This is a genomic window from Spirosoma humi, from assembly GCF_054776575.1.
On sequence record NZ_BAAHBR010000017.1, the window covers coordinates 675013 to 691349 of the forward strand.

The 16337-nt window shown below is 47.1% G+C and carries 14 protein-coding genes; 8 read left to right on the forward strand and 6 right to left on the reverse strand.

Going from position 1 to position 16337, the window contains the following annotated elements; translation table 11 throughout:
* The first annotated feature begins 194 nt into the window (after positions 1-194).
* Positions 195-2873 (forward strand): sodium-translocating pyrophosphatase, encoded by a 2679-nt coding sequence (locus ACYU8Y_RS24985; RefSeq protein WP_460940887.1) that lies wholly within the window; start codon positions 195-197, stop codon positions 2871-2873.
* Between the two features lie 196 nt (positions 2874-3069).
* On the opposite strand, the gene ACYU8Y_RS24990 is transcribed toward ACYU8Y_RS24985, so the two are convergent.
* The 4 genes from ACYU8Y_RS24990 to ACYU8Y_RS25005 form a co-directional block, all read right to left on the reverse strand.
* The gene (locus ACYU8Y_RS24990) at positions 3070-4113 is read right to left on the reverse strand and encodes an efflux RND transporter periplasmic adaptor subunit (protein WP_460940888.1); all 1044 of its coding nucleotides are present in this window, start codon (positions 4111-4113) and stop codon (positions 3070-3072) included.
* Positions 4114-4522: 409 nt separating this feature from the next.
* Positions 4523-4891: a YtxH domain-containing protein gene (locus ACYU8Y_RS24995; RefSeq protein ID WP_460940889.1), complete on the reverse strand. Its 369-nt coding sequence runs from the start codon at positions 4889-4891 to the stop codon at positions 4523-4525.
* Positions 4892-4938: 47 nt separating this feature from the next.
* Positions 4939-5190 carry a YtxH domain-containing protein gene (locus ACYU8Y_RS25000; RefSeq protein WP_460940890.1) on the reverse strand — a complete coding sequence of 84 codons (252 nt, stop codon included), beginning with the start codon at positions 5188-5190 and terminating at the stop codon, positions 4939-4941.
* Between the two features lie 452 nt (positions 5191-5642).
* Positions 5643-5810: a lmo0937 family membrane protein gene (locus tag ACYU8Y_RS25005; protein ID WP_460940891.1), complete on the reverse strand. Its 168-nt coding sequence runs from the start codon at positions 5808-5810 to the stop codon at positions 5643-5645.
* 494 nt (positions 5811-6304) lie between these two features.
* Between ACYU8Y_RS25005 and ACYU8Y_RS25010 the strand changes: the two genes are divergently transcribed.
* Both ACYU8Y_RS25010 and ACYU8Y_RS25015 read left to right on the forward strand, forming a co-directional pair.
* Positions 6305-6679, forward strand: coding sequence for a response regulator (locus ACYU8Y_RS25010; RefSeq protein WP_460940892.1), 375 nt, complete (start codon positions 6305-6307; stop codon positions 6677-6679).
* 93 nt (positions 6680-6772) lie between these two features.
* Positions 6773-8251: a sigma-54-dependent transcriptional regulator gene (locus ACYU8Y_RS25015; protein WP_460940894.1), complete on the forward strand. Its 1479-nt coding sequence runs from the start codon at positions 6773-6775 to the stop codon at positions 8249-8251.
* Positions 8252-8344: 93 nt separating this feature from the next.
* Here ACYU8Y_RS25015 and ACYU8Y_RS25020 read toward each other — a convergent pair whose 3' ends face one another.
* Complete coding sequence (locus ACYU8Y_RS25020; protein ID WP_460940895.1) at positions 8345-8989, reverse strand: porin family protein; 645 nt, start codon at positions 8987-8989, stop codon at positions 8345-8347.
* A gap of 567 nt (positions 8990-9556) precedes the next feature.
* Here ACYU8Y_RS25020 and ACYU8Y_RS25025 point away from each other — a divergent pair.
* The 5 genes from ACYU8Y_RS25025 to ACYU8Y_RS25045 all read left to right on the forward strand — a co-directional run bounded on the left by ACYU8Y_RS25025 (position 9557) and on the right by ACYU8Y_RS25045 (position 14040).
* Complete coding sequence (locus ACYU8Y_RS25025; RefSeq protein ID WP_460940896.1) at positions 9557-9997, forward strand: response regulator; 441 nt, start codon at positions 9557-9559, stop codon at positions 9995-9997.
* A gap of 153 nt (positions 9998-10150) precedes the next feature.
* Positions 10151-11629 (forward strand): two-component system sensor histidine kinase NtrB, encoded by a 1479-nt coding sequence (locus ACYU8Y_RS25030; RefSeq protein WP_460940898.1) that lies wholly within the window; start codon positions 10151-10153, stop codon positions 11627-11629.
* 270 nt (positions 11630-11899) lie between these two features.
* Complete coding sequence (locus ACYU8Y_RS25035) at positions 11900-12133, forward strand: DUF2188 domain-containing protein (protein WP_460940899.1); 234 nt, start codon at positions 11900-11902, stop codon at positions 12131-12133.
* Positions 12134-12639: 506 nt separating this feature from the next.
* Positions 12640-13143, forward strand: coding sequence for a pyridoxamine 5'-phosphate oxidase family protein (locus tag ACYU8Y_RS25040; RefSeq protein ID WP_460940900.1), 504 nt, complete (start codon positions 12640-12642; stop codon positions 13141-13143).
* Positions 13144-13311: 168 nt separating this feature from the next.
* On the forward strand, positions 13312-14040 hold the full coding sequence (locus ACYU8Y_RS25045; RefSeq protein ID WP_460940901.1) for a DUF3891 family protein: 729 nt from the start codon (positions 13312-13314) through the stop codon (positions 14038-14040).
* 136 nt (positions 14041-14176) lie between these two features.
* Here ACYU8Y_RS25045 and glgX read toward each other — a convergent pair whose 3' ends face one another.
* A complete protein-coding gene (glgX, locus tag ACYU8Y_RS25050) occupies positions 14177-16306 on the reverse strand; it encodes a glycogen debranching protein GlgX (protein ID WP_460940902.1) in 2130 nt (709 codons plus the stop codon).
* Positions 16307-16337 lie beyond the last annotated feature (31 nt).

Sequence of the window (16337 nt, forward strand, 5' to 3'; positions counted from 1 at the left end):
TTTTCTTCTGAACTTACAAGGCTAACTATCTAAATCCAAATGCAGCGGCTGTTTGCTGTCATCTATTCTTTATTATCCTTGAATAACTGAAAAAATCCTCAAAAAAAGTCAACAAACGGGTTTTTTAGGTTGGGTTATGGAGTGCCAAATTCTATCTTTGCGAGCAGTCAAACCTCTAACCTTTACCTATTTGTATGAATTATAGTGTTTATCTGGTCCCCATTTTAGGCATCGTTGGCCTGCTGGTGATGTTTACCAAATTCATGTGGGTTTCAAAACAGGACCCTGGCGATGCTCGGATGCAGGAAATTGCAGGCTACATTGCCGACGGGGCTATTGCTTTTCTCAAAGCGGAATGGCGAGTGCTGACCTATTTCGGCATTATCGTAGCCATTTTATTAGCCTATATGGGTAGCCTGGTGCCCAACTCCAGTCCCATCATAGGCGGCTCATTTATTCTCGGTGCATTTTTGTCGGCACTGGCCGGATACATCGGCATGAACATCGCGACTAAAGCAAACGTCCGCACTGCTCATGCCGCCCGCACCAGCCTGACGAAAGCCCTTGAGGTGTCTTTCACGGGTGGTTCGGTCATGGGTATTGGTGTGGCGGGCATTGCCGTGCTGGGCCTGGGTAGTCTGTTCATTGTTCTTTATAAATTGTATGTCGAACCCTCGGGCGACGTCAATGGCCTGCCGATGGAGAAAGCGCTCGAAGTACTGGCGGGCTTCTCGCTCGGTGCCGAGTCGATTGCGTTGTTTGCCCGCGTGGGGGGCGGTATTTATACAAAAGCGGCCGACGTTGGCGCTGACCTTGTGGGGAAAGTAGAAGCAGGTATTCCGGAAGATGACCCGCGTAACCCAGCCACCATTGCCGATAACGTAGGGGATAACGTGGGTGACGTCGCGGGCATGGGTGCCGATCTATTTGGATCTTATGTAGCTACTATTCTGGCTACTATGGTGTTAGGTCGCGAAATTGTCATCCCAAATGATCCGATCATTGGTCATGCCCCTATTGTGCTGCCAATGGTTATTGCCGGTCTGGGCCTGATTTTTTCGATCATTGCCACCTACCTCGTTCGGGTGAAAGACGACAACGGCAACGTGCAGGGTGCGTTGAACTTGGGTAACTGGGCATCGATAGGCATTACGCTGGTTGCATCCTACTTTCTGGTCAACGCCATGCTACCGGCTGGCACAATGGAAATCCGGGGCGTTGAGTTTACCCGGATGGATGTGTTTTTTGCCATTGTAACCGGCCTGGTTGTGGGGGCGCTGATGAGTATTATCACAGAGTACTACACCGCTATGGGCCGCCGTCCGGTGCTGTCTATCATCCGCCAGTCGGCAACGGGGGCTGCGACCAATATCATTGGTGGTCTGTCGGTAGGCATGGAGTCGACAGTGTTGCCAATTCTGGTACTGGCTGCCGGTATTTATACCTCGTATCACTTTGCTGGTTTATACGGAGTCGCCATTTCGGCTGCCGGTATGATGGCGACAACGGCTATGCAACTAGCCATCGATGCGTTCGGGCCAATTGCCGATAACGCCGGTGGAATTGCGGAAATGAGTTACCTGCCCGAAGAAGTGCGTGGTCGTACCGATATTCTCGATGCCGTAGGCAATACGACCGCGGCAAGCGGTAAGGGATTTGCCATTGCCTCGGCTGCGCTGACGGCGCTGGCCTTGTTTGCCGCTTTCGTGGGCCTGTCGGGTATTTCGGCGATTGATATTTATAAAGCTGATGTACTGGCTGGCTTGTTTGTGGGTGGGATGATCCCGTACATTTTCTCATCATTGGCCATCGCGGCCGTAGGTCGGGCGGCTATGGCCATGGTGGAAGAAGTTCGCCGTCAGTTTCGGGAAATTCCGGGGATTATGGAGGGTACAGGAAAACCAGAATATGAAAAATGCGTGGCTATTTCCACCCAGGCATCTATCCGCGAGATGGTTTTGCCGGGAGCCATTGCGCTGACCGTACCCGTTATTGTTGGCTTTATCTTCGGACCTGAAGTACTTGGGGGCTTACTGGCGGGCGTTACCGTATCGGGCGTGTTGATGGGTATTTTTATGAACAACGCCGGTGGTGCCTGGGATAACGCGAAGAAGTCGTTTGAAAAAGGCGTCCTGATTAACGGCGAAATGTTCTACAAAAAATCCGAGCCTCACAAAGCGTCAGTTACGGGCGATACCGTTGGCGACCCTTTCAAGGATACGTCTGGTCCATCGATGAACATTCTGATCAAACTGATGTCTATCGTATCACTTGTCATTGCCCCTTATATCGCCGTTCCCTCGTCTGAGACACCGGGGTATAATCGGGAAGGGAAGGAAGCAGTTGGTAGCGAAGTGCCTTTGGAAGAATCGACGGCCGCCGATAATGATATCGTCAGTACGCCGAATGAGCGACTTGGGGCTTTCAGTCGTCAAAAGCTGACCAGTGGTGTCGAACTGAATATTCCGGAACTGGGTATTGAGAATAAACTGCTGACGTTCATCAAAAGTGATAAGGCCGCTGATAAAACTACCTGGTTCGACTTTGACCGGTTGACTTTTGAAACGGGTAAAGCCACCTTAAAGCCCGAGTCGCAGGAGCAACTGAAGAATATTGCCGAAATCTTAAAAGCTTATCCGGCGGTCAATGTGAAACTGGGCGGTTATACCGATAATACAGGTAAGGCGGACAGTAACCTGAAGCTTTCGCAGGACCGGGCAAATTCAGTACGCGCTGAACTGGAGAAGATGGACATTGACAAGGATCGTCTAGAAGCGGAAGGGTATGGGCAAGAACACCCCGTTGCGTCGAATGACACCAAAGAGGGCCGGGCGCAAAATCGCCGTATTTCGATCCGGGTCACGAAAAAGTAAGTTATTTCAAACAGTTTCTTAATTCAGCCGGAATTTCGGCAAAGTTGACACCTTGGTAATCAGGTGATTCTAGTGATCAGCTTCGTCAACGATTCCTGCTTACGTCTCGATATGAAACAGGCCAGCTTTTTAAAAGCTGGCCTGTTTCATATCGAGACGTTGATTTCTAGTAACTGACCTAACGCTGTTGGCTAAGTTAACTGCCTAATGCATTATAAATCAGTAATTGGTTTGTCGTCACGACCTTATCGCCGGGGGCAACACCACTCGTAAGGTACGTTTTCTGACCAATCGTTTTGTAAATATTTACTTCGCGTACGATGGGCTGGTTTGCCTTATTAACCATCACGACAAAGTTGCGATTCTTATCGAAAACGACGGCTCCCGCCGGAATAGCAATACGCTGGTCATGACCGGCATACGTCACACTTACGTTAGCAAACATTTCGGGTTTGAGCCGGTAATCTGGATTATTTAAAGTAACACGTACCCGTAGCGTTTTGCTGTCAGGATCGAGTACATTGAAGATTTTATCGATCTTTCCCCGAAAGATTTTGTCGGGGTAGGAGATCGTTGTAATCGTTGCTGCGTCACCTTCATGAACATTGGCGAGGTCCGACTCATACACATTCGCCATTACCCAAACGCGCTCGAGATTCGAGACGGTGAACAGATTCTCCGGATCGTCGGAGCGAAGTTCCATACCGGGAGAGGCTGTCTTTTCCACAACAAATCCGCTCATGGGTGCTTTGACCAGGTAAACCGAGCCAGTACCCCCTACAATTCGGCGTCGCTCACCTACCCGGGCCAATTCACCCTTGGCGGCCTGCAACTGTTCCTGACTGGCCACGAGCTCGCGTTGCGAACTCAGACCCGCTTTGGTCATGTCTTCCGTTACCTGCTGATTTTTTTGCGCAACGGCCAACTGACCCCGTGCGGATACGGCCTGCTGCTCAAGATCGGCCAGATCGCCGGAGCGAATCACCGCCATAATCTGACCTTTCCGGACATAGTCGCCCAGATCGGCTTTCAGGGTCTCAATATGGCCGCCAACGAGCGGAAACACCTTAACAACCTGATCCTGATTGAACGTGATTTTACCGGTCAGGTTAAGCTCATTCCGGACATTTTCGAGTTTTGCTGTGTCGAAGGTCGCTGTAGCGAGCAGGTTATCTTTACGCCGTGTATTACCGGCTGGAGATTCCTCGGTTTTGGCCGAACTCCCCCCACAATTGCTCAAAAGAGATGTTATAAGTAAAGCCGCCAACACGTGCAGATAAGGACTCCAGGCCTTTCTGACTGATGTTGGAGGGGCTAAAGGCGACACAACTATCGGCGACTGCTTCAATGGTTGACTCAGCAATCGGCTGACAGTAAACCTTAAACGGTCGAGTAAGTTAAGGTACGAAAAAAACGAGTATTTTTTCATGACAATGTTTTCCGTCACAAAGGTCTACCCTGGCAATTAAAGGCCTCTTAAACCAGTATTAAAAGGTTATTAAACCCCCTATACATGCGTAACCCCCGCCGGGTACCGGCGGGGGTTACTTTTCAATAACGTTGAGTAATTCGAGTATTTGTACTTAATGCACGCTTGAAGTTGATGGTAGACAATTTTACCAAATTGAAGACATCAAACTCGTAATCCTTTAGTTTACTTTGACGGACGACTGAGCGTTGTCGACACCAGCCTTGGCATCGTCAGCTAACTCATCGACCTTATCGTTGTATTGATCCTTAATCTTGTCTTTGTTGATCGCCGACTGAGCCTGCTCTTTGTATTGGTTGAACTGCTCTTTCGCTTTATCAGTGTACTGATTCACTTGTGTTTTGGCTTGCTCCAGACCTTCTTTTACCTGCGATACACCCTTTTCCCACTGGTCTTTCAAATCACCGGTGTGTTTGTTTGCTTCTTCCGTTAATTTATCGCGGGTTTCCTTTCCGCTCCGGGGAGCCGTCAAAATTCCAATAACAACGCCTGTGATGATACCCGTCAGAAAATCTCTTGTGCTTCTCATTGTTCTATTGTTTTAGGTAAGTTTTCGCTTGAAGGCAACTTTCTATACTATTGCTTCGCTTTGCGTTTTGCCTGGCTAACTAAGTCCTGCGTTTTCTCAGAGGCCGAATCAACGTAATCATTGTATTGGCTTTTGATGCTCTCTAAGCCTGCCTGTAGCTGGTCCTGAAGATCCTTGAAAAACGAATCTGATTCCGACGTAATCCGTTTCCGTGTTTTCTGACCGCTCTCAGGAGCAAGCAGAATTCCAACAACAGCGCCAACCGCTAAACCTACTATTATTCCTGGCAATGCTTTCATCGTTCTAGAGCTTTTGTGAATGATTGATTCCAACTTTGATGCCAACTATCTAGAAAATTTTATACCAGTAATGGTTACTCAAAGGTAAGTTATTGGCATTGAGAAATTTAGCTTGTTTGGGTGTGGGGTGTCTACTTTCTATAATTGAGGATTTTTCTCTACAAGGGCGTCCACGTTTTACGCATTGATACCCCGATCTTAATTTATTCGCATCCTTATAAGTAGGCTTCCTGATACGTTCAGTAGCCACTCTACACAAAGATGTTAGGACAATGTATGGCATCTATTGAAAAGTTGTGTATAAATAAAAATCCCCGCGCTCAATTTGGCGCAGGGATTCCGTACCCACCGTAACTTGTACTTAACCTAAAATAAGATTACCTAGTTGACTAGGAATGCTTTTGTAATAGACATTATTTGCTAAAACAATATCGTAAAAGGGCTCACCTTTCTCATACACCGCGGCCTTGTATCAGCCGCAGAATGATTGCAATGACCGCAATCACCAATAGAATGTGAATCAACCCACTACTCGCCAGACCCGTTCCCAGAACGCCCAGGAAGCCAAGAAGCCAGATAATGATGAGGATCACGGCTATTGTATAAAGAAGGTTTCCCATTGTGTTTCGTGAGTAAATCAGAAAATGCTATCTCGCTGTTGTTATATAGATTAGAAAAATCTGTGCCAAAGAGGTAGGATGCAACTTTGTTAAAAGTACTTGGCGCTCAAAAAAAGCTTATTCACTTGTGAATGAGCCCTTAATAATCGTATCTATGTCATATGATTAATTCTTGTACGTTTAGAAGCAGGGTAGTGGATTGTGGAATAAATTCTACATGTGTAGAATAACCGTAGAAAAATAGCCCATTCATATTATGACTTAACCTCAGTACGCTTAGGTAAGTAGCTATTAAATTAGGATATAAAAAAACGCAACTAATTAAGCTGTTGGCCTTTATTGCTACGTATAGCTTGTTTTCAAAATGAGAGCATTAATTTCGGCATCATATTTTATATAAATGGTTGTAAATAGAAAATACAAGAAAATAAATTATCACCGTGGTAAGACCGATAGTAGGAGCTAATGCGGGCCATCAATTCAGACCAGCCGTAATGAATACAACATCTCTTGCTAAGCGAGTGTTGATTGTTGATGATGAAGCAGATATATGCTTGTTATTATCAGGTCTGTTACGTCGGCTGGGATACCAACCGACATGCGCCCATTTTATTGAAGAGGGCCGCCAATGTCTGGATTCTCAGCAGTTTGACGCTATTTTTCTCGATCTGAATCTGCCGGATGGCTTGGGCTTTGATTTACTGCCTTTTATAAAAGAAGGGCAGAACGAAGCCAAAATAATCATGATTAGCGCCTTTGATGGCCAAGCGGAACGTCGGCGGGCTACGGAGCAGGGAGCTGACTATTTTATTGGAAAACCATTCACGCGTCGATCTGTGGAGACGGCTTTGCAAACCATTCAGGTTTGAGTAACTTTGTTTGTATAGCCAACGAAGGCTTGTGAACAATGCACGTGGTTTCGAACGGGGTGTTGTTCGACGAAACAAGCTTACTTCCTCTTCATGGAAAAAATACTGATCATTGACGATAACAACGACATATGCCTGTTACTGGAGCGTTATCTGACAAAACAGGGATATAAAACGGCATCGGTGCAGCGGGGCGATGATGGCATAACCTTGTTACGGAAAGAGTCGTTCGAGTTGGTTATTTGTGACTTTAAACTTCCCGATATTGACGGGTTGGAAATGCTACGCCGTATTAAGGTTATGCATCCAACGACAGCCGTTATCATCATTACCGGTTATTCAGACGTTCGGGTGGCTGTGCAAACGGTTAAGCACGGCGCTTACGATTATGTAACGAAGCCACTTTATCCCGACGAAATTTTATATACCATCAAGGGCGCACTCGAACGGCGTAGCCAATCGCTGAGTCAGCCTAAAGGTGCTTCACCAGCGGCTGTAATTCCGCAAACCCCAAAGCAAAGTTCTACCAAGTCGACATCTGCAAAAACGCCCCTGGCTCCTGATGGCAAGCGATTTATTTTTGGAAAAAGCCGGGCTGCGGAACAACTCCAGAAACATATCGACTTGATTGCCCCGACGGATATGTCCGTGATCATTACCGGCGAAACAGGGACAGGAAAAGAATTTGTGGCCAATGCCATTCACCTTAAGAGCAAACGTGCGGATAAACCTTTTGTGGCAATCGACTGTGGCGCTTTGGGGAAAGAACTGGCTGGCAGCGAATTGTTTGGGCACGTGAAAGGATCCTTCACCGGGGCCATGTCTGATAAAGCGGGTAGTTTTGAATTTGCCAACGGAGGAACTATTTTCCTGGATGAAATCGGGAACTTGTCATACGACAACCAGATCAAACTGCTCCGGGTGTTACAGGAGCGGAAAATACGCCGAATAGGAAGTAATCAGGATATACCCGTCGACGTGCGAATTATTGTCGCTACGAATGAAGATCTGCGGGACGCGGTTCGGCAAGGTAAATTTCGGGAAGATATCTACCACCGTATCGCCGAATTCGAAATGCATCTTTCGCCCCTTCGCGAGCGCAAGGCCGACATCATGATCTTCGCCGAGCATTTTCTGGAGTCGGCCAACATCCAATTGGAAAAGGAAATTCTGGGTTTTGAGGATGAAGCCAAAGAAAAACTGAAGGAATATTACTGGCATGGTAACCTCCGTGAGCTACAAAACGTGGTAAAACGGTCGGTGTTGCTTACGCAGGGCGATTATATCGAAGCAGATGTGTTGCCACAGGAGATCGTTTCACCCCAATACCTAACCGCCGAAGATACAGGCAATCCCGGTATTCAAATCAGCTATGATCCGGCAAGGCCCGGCGTACCCGTATTTAGTCAGTCGGCCGCTAATCTGAAATCGGTTTCGGAAAACGCTGAGCGGGCTGCTATTCTGAAAGTGCTTGAAAAAACGGGTTATAACAAAACAAAAGCGGCCGAAGTGCTAAACATCGACCGCAAGACGCTTTACAACAAACTGAAAGCGTACGATATCCATCTTTAAAAGCGAAAGAGCCAATGAGCGAAAGAGAGAAGACTGGATGCGCCAGATTTTTCGCTCTTTCACTCATTGGCTCTTTCGCTCTTTTCTTTACATTTAGTTTAAGCTGAAACCAACCGATAGTAGGCCAACACCATTTTTGGCACTTCCCAGGAGTGTTTTCGCTGCGCCCGTGTTCGCAATCTGTTGCAACCCTTGTTCGTAACGGGCACCGATAAAGGCTTTACCGAAGTAAATGTTAAGACCGCCGGCAATACCGTAGTCTACTTTGTTGAAGTTATCCCGGTTGATAGCAGCAGCTCCTACACCAAAATCACCGTTGGAATTAACATTGGAATTGAGCAGATACGCTACATAAGGACCTGCCTGTAATTCAACGGCCTGTCCTAGCTTAAATGTAGCCAGTACGGGCAACTCAGCGTAGTTAAGTCTAAACGTGTTTTTGCCGTTGAAACCAAGTATGTTGTAATCGGCCGATGCACCTTTCGTCATGTAAAGTAATTCAGGTTGAATAGCGAAGAATTCACCCACGGGTGCCTGCGCAAATACGCCTACGTGATAACCAATCCGTTCATTTTTGTTGGTAGCTCCCTGACTGTCGTAGAACAGTGAACTAGCGTTTAAGCCACCTTTAATTCCCACTCGTGTACGTCCCTGTGCTAGTGCGTCAGATGCGTTGAAGAACATGATGCCCGCTACCAAAGTAGCTGTTGCAAATAAAGTACTGAATGACTTTTTCATATTGGTAAGTGAATTTACGACAGATACTTTATACGTCTGCCTTGCCACACCAATATGTTAAAATCGTGCCAAGTCCGTTAAATTAGCTTGTCCTGGTGCTATGCTGTTGTATTATACTCATTTGCGAAAATGTACGAAACCGGTTTTTTGCTAAATATGGGTGAGCGGGTGCGGAAGAACTTCCCCAAACTGTGGAAGACATCATTCAAATTTTTTCAGGAGTAATAAGGCGGGCGTTTCGTAACGATTATAGAAACGATCCGGCAAAGGAAGCGTAAAAACGGAGGCCTTCTAACCAGGGACCAGTTCATCTGGCGTCAATATCTATTGATGTGGTATTGGATAGGTTAAGGCTTGTAAAAGCAAGTGTATAAGTGGCTCATTTAACTATCGGAAAAAGTTAGATTAATGTTTTTTAGTATCTTTGAATGGTAAGTTTATCTTTTATTCGTAACCACGTAAACGTCTTTTGGGCCTTCCCACAGCCATAGTTTCTTACTACACATAATGGGAGGTACGAATTAGTTTCACTGCTATCGCCGTAACTACTTTTCCAACATTAAGAACATGCACCGTAACCCAGCCCTAATGACCATTCTTATAGCCGACGACGACTCCGATGATCGATTGTTTATGGAACGTGCGCTTCGACAGAGTGGGTACACCCAGACAATACAGTTTGTTGAAGATGGCGAAGAATTAATGGAGTATCTGAATCAAAACGGTCGTTACGCTAATCAGAATGTACCCTGGCCCGACCTGCTGATTTTAGACCTGAACATGCCTCGTAAAAACGGATTTCAGGCCCTTAGAGAAATTAAAGACGATTCCAGGCTACGCCGACTGCCGGTAGTAGTTATGACAACCTCTTTTGCGGACGAAGATATATTGAAAACCTATACGCTTGGCGTTAATTCATTTATTACGAAACCATTCAACTTCAACCGGTTGGTCGAGATCGTCGGTGCCTTAAAAACGTACTGGATGGATACGGTTAAATTACCTTAAACAGAACTCTCTTCATACGTTTGTGCGGGATTATCAAGTTATTGAATGACCATAACTAAACGATTGAAGCAAAATAATCAGCCTGCCAGTCAGACCATTGAGCGCTTGGAGTAAGATGGCTGTTTTCGAATACCTATTAACTGCACTTTATTTATGACGCCTGTTGCGGTACTACTCGACGTTCCTGACGAAAAAGAAACAATTCGTGTCTTGCTCATTGAAGACGACGAAGACGATTACTTACTGACAAAAGCACTCGTGTCAGCAAAGGAGAATGCGACGATCAAACTCGATTGGGTTGATAGCTACGATCTCGCTTTAAAAACCATCGATACACATACGCATGATGTGTATCTGGTCGATTACCGTCTGGGGCATCGTACGGGTATTGATCTCATACAGGAGGCTTTTCGGAGGGGTTGCCGGGCACCGATGATTCTGCTTACGGGTCAGGACGACTTAACGGTCGATCAGTCAGCACTCGAACTTGGCGCTGCCGATTATCTGGTGAAAGGCCGGATCGATGCGCAGTTGCTGGGGCGTAGTATCCGGTACGCGCTCCGGCAAGCTAGTGTACTCGCTGAGGTAGCTCAGAAAGAAAACAAATACCGGTCTCTGTTTGAGCGTTCGATCGACGCCATTTTTGTGGCTAGCAACGAAATGCGTTTCCAGGATGCCAACTCATCGGTAGAGCGTTTGTTGGGTTATAGTCGGGATGAACTGCGTACGCTAAATCCCGCCCGTTTATTTGCTGAACTTGATCAACTGCGAAAACTTCGTTTCAATGTTCGGGAACATGGCCAAATCAAAGATTTTGAAACGAACCTCATCCACCGGAATGGGCGCAAGCGGGTTTGCCTGATCTCCGTTTGGGCCGTCGATGACCCGAATGGCCGTCCGGAATGGTATCAGGGAATTGTGCGGGACATTACCGAACAGAAAAAGGCACAGCAAGACCTGATTCTGGCCGAAAAGCTGACCATGACCGGAAAGATCGCCCGCAGTATTGCCCACGAAGTGCGTAATCCGCTCACTAATCTTAGCCTCGCTCTGGAGCAGTTGAAAGATGAACTGGATACGGACAACGAATACATCACGATGTTTACCGACATCATTGGTCGTAATGTAGACCGCATTGGGCAGCTAATTACGGAGATGCTCAATTCATCAAAGCCCCGCGATCTGGACCGCAAAAAGCAGGATTTTAACCTCGTTGTTAAAGAAACGCTGCAACTGGTGAGCGATCGGATCAAACTGAAGCGGATGCGCCTGGAAACAACGTTCGCTACGGATGACTGCAATGCATTAATCGACCGGGATCAGGTAAAAACGGCGTTGTTGAACATACTGGTCAACGCTGTCGAGGCCATGAAGGAAGGAAAAGGCGTATTAATTGTCAAAACTCACTGTACAGATGACAGGCGGGTTTTTGTTGAAGTTACCGACAATGGGGGAGGTATCAATGAAACAGACCGGCAACGATTATTCGACCCATTTTTTACGGGTAAGTCAGGCGGTATGGGGCTGGGGCTAACGGCAACGCAAAATATTATCAACAGCCACAAAGGTTCTATTGAAGTAGAGAGCCAGTTAGAGGTGGGTACTACCTTCCGGCTCTATTTCCCTAAATGAAGAGCGTTTAATTAGAAAGCCAGGTGCGTGTAAACTAATATAGAAAGCCAGTTCCTCTACGGAGCTGGCTTTTTTTGTGGACCGATTGGGTATTTTTATACCCACCTCTCTCTCTTTTTTCCCCACGTTACTAACCGTTGCGAGCACGGCCTATAAATTAACTGGTTCTATGTGGATTTTGTAACTAGCTGTCAATCAGTAGAATGATGAGATTTGCTGCACGTGGCTGCGCTTTACGGTGATAGTGGCATAATATAAGCTATTAACAAAATGAATCTACACGTCAACGCTATGTGGTCTACTTCACACTTTCCGGCGGCTATGCGGTCGCTAAATCCCACAACACGGGCAAAGGCAATCGAAATTGCCAATCACCTGCTCGAACAGGGCGAGCTTGATAACCATCGGGTTGTAGCGATCAGCATTGACGAAGCCCGTCGTCTGGCTCGCCTTGGTAGAAGAGAATCTCCTTGGATTGCCGCTGGCGTAGGAACGTTTGCCTGATTGAGTTGACATCCGAAGATATTAATTGCCATGATTTGGAAGAAAAACATTTACGATACATTAACCAGTTGCTCTACCCTTTGTAACGAATTTGCTACGGAGTGCTCGAATTCAGATGATATCGAGAGCCATTACCGTAGCATTTTTCTGAACCTTGATTGCGCTGATATGTGCCGTAATTTGGCCATGCTGTATGTGCGCGACTCCGAAAATGCACGCTTACTGGCAACGTCCTGCATTGAAATATGTGAGAAGTGCGCCCAGGAGGTATCGCAGTTTGATTCTGAACGCAGTAAGCAAGTGTATGCTATGTGTCAGCAGACGATCTGCAGTTGCGTAAACATCATTGACATGGGCAGCCAAACGGAAACGGAAGGTTCAACTGTACAATCTTCATCATTGTTGTATGGAGTAGAGAGACGGGAGACGCTATTTAATTAAGTGATAAATTGTTAGGGTGTCATTTTGAGCAAGTCACCATTTACTTACTGATTAATCTCAACGTTATGGAAACGAAGCCACAGATAAATAAGCAGTTAGAGAAAGTGAGCGATATAATCGAAGATATTCGTATCGCTATGATGACAACTGTAGACGAACAGGGAAATTTGGTAAGCCGCCCAATGGCTGCCCTCCAGGTAGATGAAGACGGTACCATTTGGTTCTTCACCAAGCGGACCTCGCCTAAGGTTGATCAAATCGAGAATAACCAAAACAAGGTCAACATCTCCTTTGCTGATGTAAGTGACGCAAGTTATGTATCGGTGTCAGGGACCGCGCAGGAATTGGATGACAAAGCGAAAATAGATGAACTCTGGAATCCGCAGGCCAAAGCCTGGTTTCCGAATGGAAAAGACGATCCGGAATTGACGTTGCTGAAAGTACACATCGATATGGCTGAATACTGGAATTCGAGTGACAGTACCATGGTTCGGTTATTCCAACAAGCGACAGCCGTCATCACCGGAAACCCGCCTAAAATGGGCGAGAATGAGAAAATATACAACTAATGAACGGAGTGAGCGTATAAAAGAGCGGCCTGAAAGGATACCAAGACTTTCAGGCCGCTCTTTTGTGAATAGTGCATTGGCCTCAATCGGTGGGGCCTTGTAGAGACAAATGGCAAGCCTAGTCGGAGCCAATACCAACACCGTAGAATAATTACACCTTACTCTTTTATGATTGTTACGCAAACAGATACGGGCTGGCAGGTTATTAATCAGCAAGCTCATGGTCTACTCGCTGTGCAACTGGCCCTGCACTGGCGCACAGATAGCCGACCCGTCAACTGGATAGAAACCCTGATTGCACTAACTGAACACGACGACGGCCAGGATGCCTGGGAAGGCCGAAACCATCTGACGACGGCTGGGGCTCCTCTTCACTTTCAGTTGCTGCAATATTCTATAGCGCAGTGCCACAAGCTCATTCAGATTGGTCTGCAGAAAAGTCGCTGGAATGCACTGCTTATGTCGATGCACACGTCGTTCCTGTACGAACCTAAACGAGGTACCGATAACGAGCTGGATGAGTTTCTGGATCAGCAGGTTACCAATCAGGCCAAATGGCGTAAAGAGATAAAGGCAACCAAAAAAGAAGCTGATTATGCCTATGCGTTCTTGCAATGGTGTGATGCGCTATCGTTAGTATTATGCATGGATCAGGTGCCACCGGAAGGCCGTCGGCTGGAGGTAAGTCTAGGGCCAGATGGCATTCCGTATTATATTCACCAACGCCCTGATGGATCGCTTTCAATGGAACCCTGGCCTTTCGATAGGCCAACGTTTGCTGCACATGTTGAGACGTTTTCTCTGAAAAAGCCTGTTTTTAAGAACGACAAAGAACTTTATACAGCCCTCCAAAGTGCGCCGGTAGATAGCAAAGAATGGACATTTCGCGAGAAGTAATTAACCATTCGTGGCACCTATCACAAGAGATTGACTACTTAAATCTATATGGGCAGTTTTTAAACAGCCTGTTGAACACGTAAAAAAAGAGACCAGAACATTAAGCTCTGGTCTCTTTTTAATGAATACAATAACTCTATTTGAGTCGTAACAACAAAGACGATCGGCCGGGGACACTGATTTCATGACCGCCCTTTATGGGTGAACCATTTGGATGAACTTCACCTGTATCGGTATTGACAACGATTTCCCACTGCGAACTTTTACGCCCAATCTTAGGCAGCATAAAATCGATGGGTTCCCAATACGCATTCAGTATCCAGATCAACTGTTCATCGCCAATATCCTGCCCGTCTTCGGTTTGTTCCGAAACCCGTAAGCCATCGATGAAAAGAGCCAGACAGTGCGTGTGCGGGTTTTCCAGATCGGCCCCCGTCATTTCGCCCCCATCAGGCAGCAAATAAGCGACCTGCTCCCGGTCAAAGAAACGACGTCGACTCAGGAGCGGAATGGTCCGGCGCAGATCGGTCAGTTGGCTGGTGAATTCAAACAGGGCTTGCTGCTTGTCGTTCCAGTGCCAGTCCATCCAGCTAATTTCACTATCCTGATTATACCCGTTGTTGTTGCCGTGTTGTGTTCGGCCGCACTCATCGCCCATCACCACCATAGGTGTTCCCTGGCTAAGCAGCATGGTGGTCAGGAAATTGCGTTTCTGGCGTTCGCGCAGAGCGTTGATGGCTTCATCATCCGTAGGCCCCTCGGCTCCACAATTCCAGCTCAAATTATCGTTGGAGCCGTCATTGTTGTCTTCGCCATTGGCCTCGTTGTGCTTTTCGTTATAACTGACCAAATCATTCAGCGTAAAACCATCGTGAGCCGTAATCAGGTTAACGCTATTGGCCGGGGAACGACCATCGTTAGCATATAAATCAGGACTACCTAACAAGCGCGTTGCGGTCTCGGCTGCCTTACCCTCGTCGCCTTTCCAGAAAGCACGAAGCGTATCCCGGAACTTACCATTCCATTCCGACCAGCGCACCGGGAAACCACCGACGTTGTAAGACTGAATGTCCCAAGGCTCGGCAATGAGCTTCACCTGGGCCAGAATTGGGTCCTGCGCAACGGTATCCAGGAACGATGAAACGGTGCCGAACTCTTCATCGGTCCGGATCAGGGCCGAAGCCAGGTCGAAACGAAATCCGTCGACGTGCATGTCGGTCACCCAGTAGCGGAGGCTATCCATAACCAGTTGCAAAACGCGCGGATGGCTCAGGTTGAACGTATTACCTGTGCCGGTATAATCCATGTAATAAGCCGGGTTATCGCCAACTTGGTGGTAATATACCCGGTTATCGATGCCTTTGAAAGAGAGTGTTGGGCCAAGTTGGTTGCCTTCAGCCGTATGATTGTAGACAACATCCAGAATAACTTCGATTCCTGCCCGGTGCAGATTTTTTACCATCTGCTTGAACTCAACGACTTGCTGGCCCGCCATCCCGGAAGCTGCGTATGTATTTTGGGGAGCAAAGAACCCAATACTGTTGTAACCCCAGTAGCTTTCGTCCGTAAACTGATGCACGGGAAGTAACTCAACGGCCGTGATGCCCAACCGCTTCAGGTAGTCGATGCTCTCCGGTGCACCCAAACCAGCATAAGTACCCCGAACGTTCTCATCGATAGTAGGGTGCAGGTGAGAGAAGCCTTTTACGTGCATCTCATAAATGATCGAGCGATGCAGCGGTGTGTCGGGGGCCGTGTCGTCTTCCCAGTCAAAGGCGGTATCAACAATAACGCTCTTCGGCATGCTTGGACCGCTATCTTCTTCACTCATCGACAGGATGGCATCATGCTTTTGATCCTCCGACGTATTCTTTTTGTAGTCGTATCCCAGCCAGGCGTTGTTGTGATTGATGGGCGCGTTAATCGCGCGGGCATAAGGATCGAGCAGAAGTTTGTTCGGGTTGAAAAAATGCCCTGTTTCAGGTGAATAAGGCCCATCGACTCGAAACCCGTAGAGTTGGCCCGGTTGCAGGCCCTCAATATATATGTGCCAAACTAAGTCTGTCCGTTCTTCCAGAGAAATACGGGCCACTTCCTCACCAGGATCGGATGGGTTGTATAAACAGAGGTAAACGGCGGTGGCGTTCTCGCTAAACAAAGCAAAATTTACACCTTCTGTATCGTAAGTAGCACCTAGGGGATAAGGCTTGCCGGGTCTTGATTTAATGGATTCGAAAAAAGATTTCGATTTGGACTGTTTACTCATAACGTAGTTTTGTCTGAATCATCTAAATGCT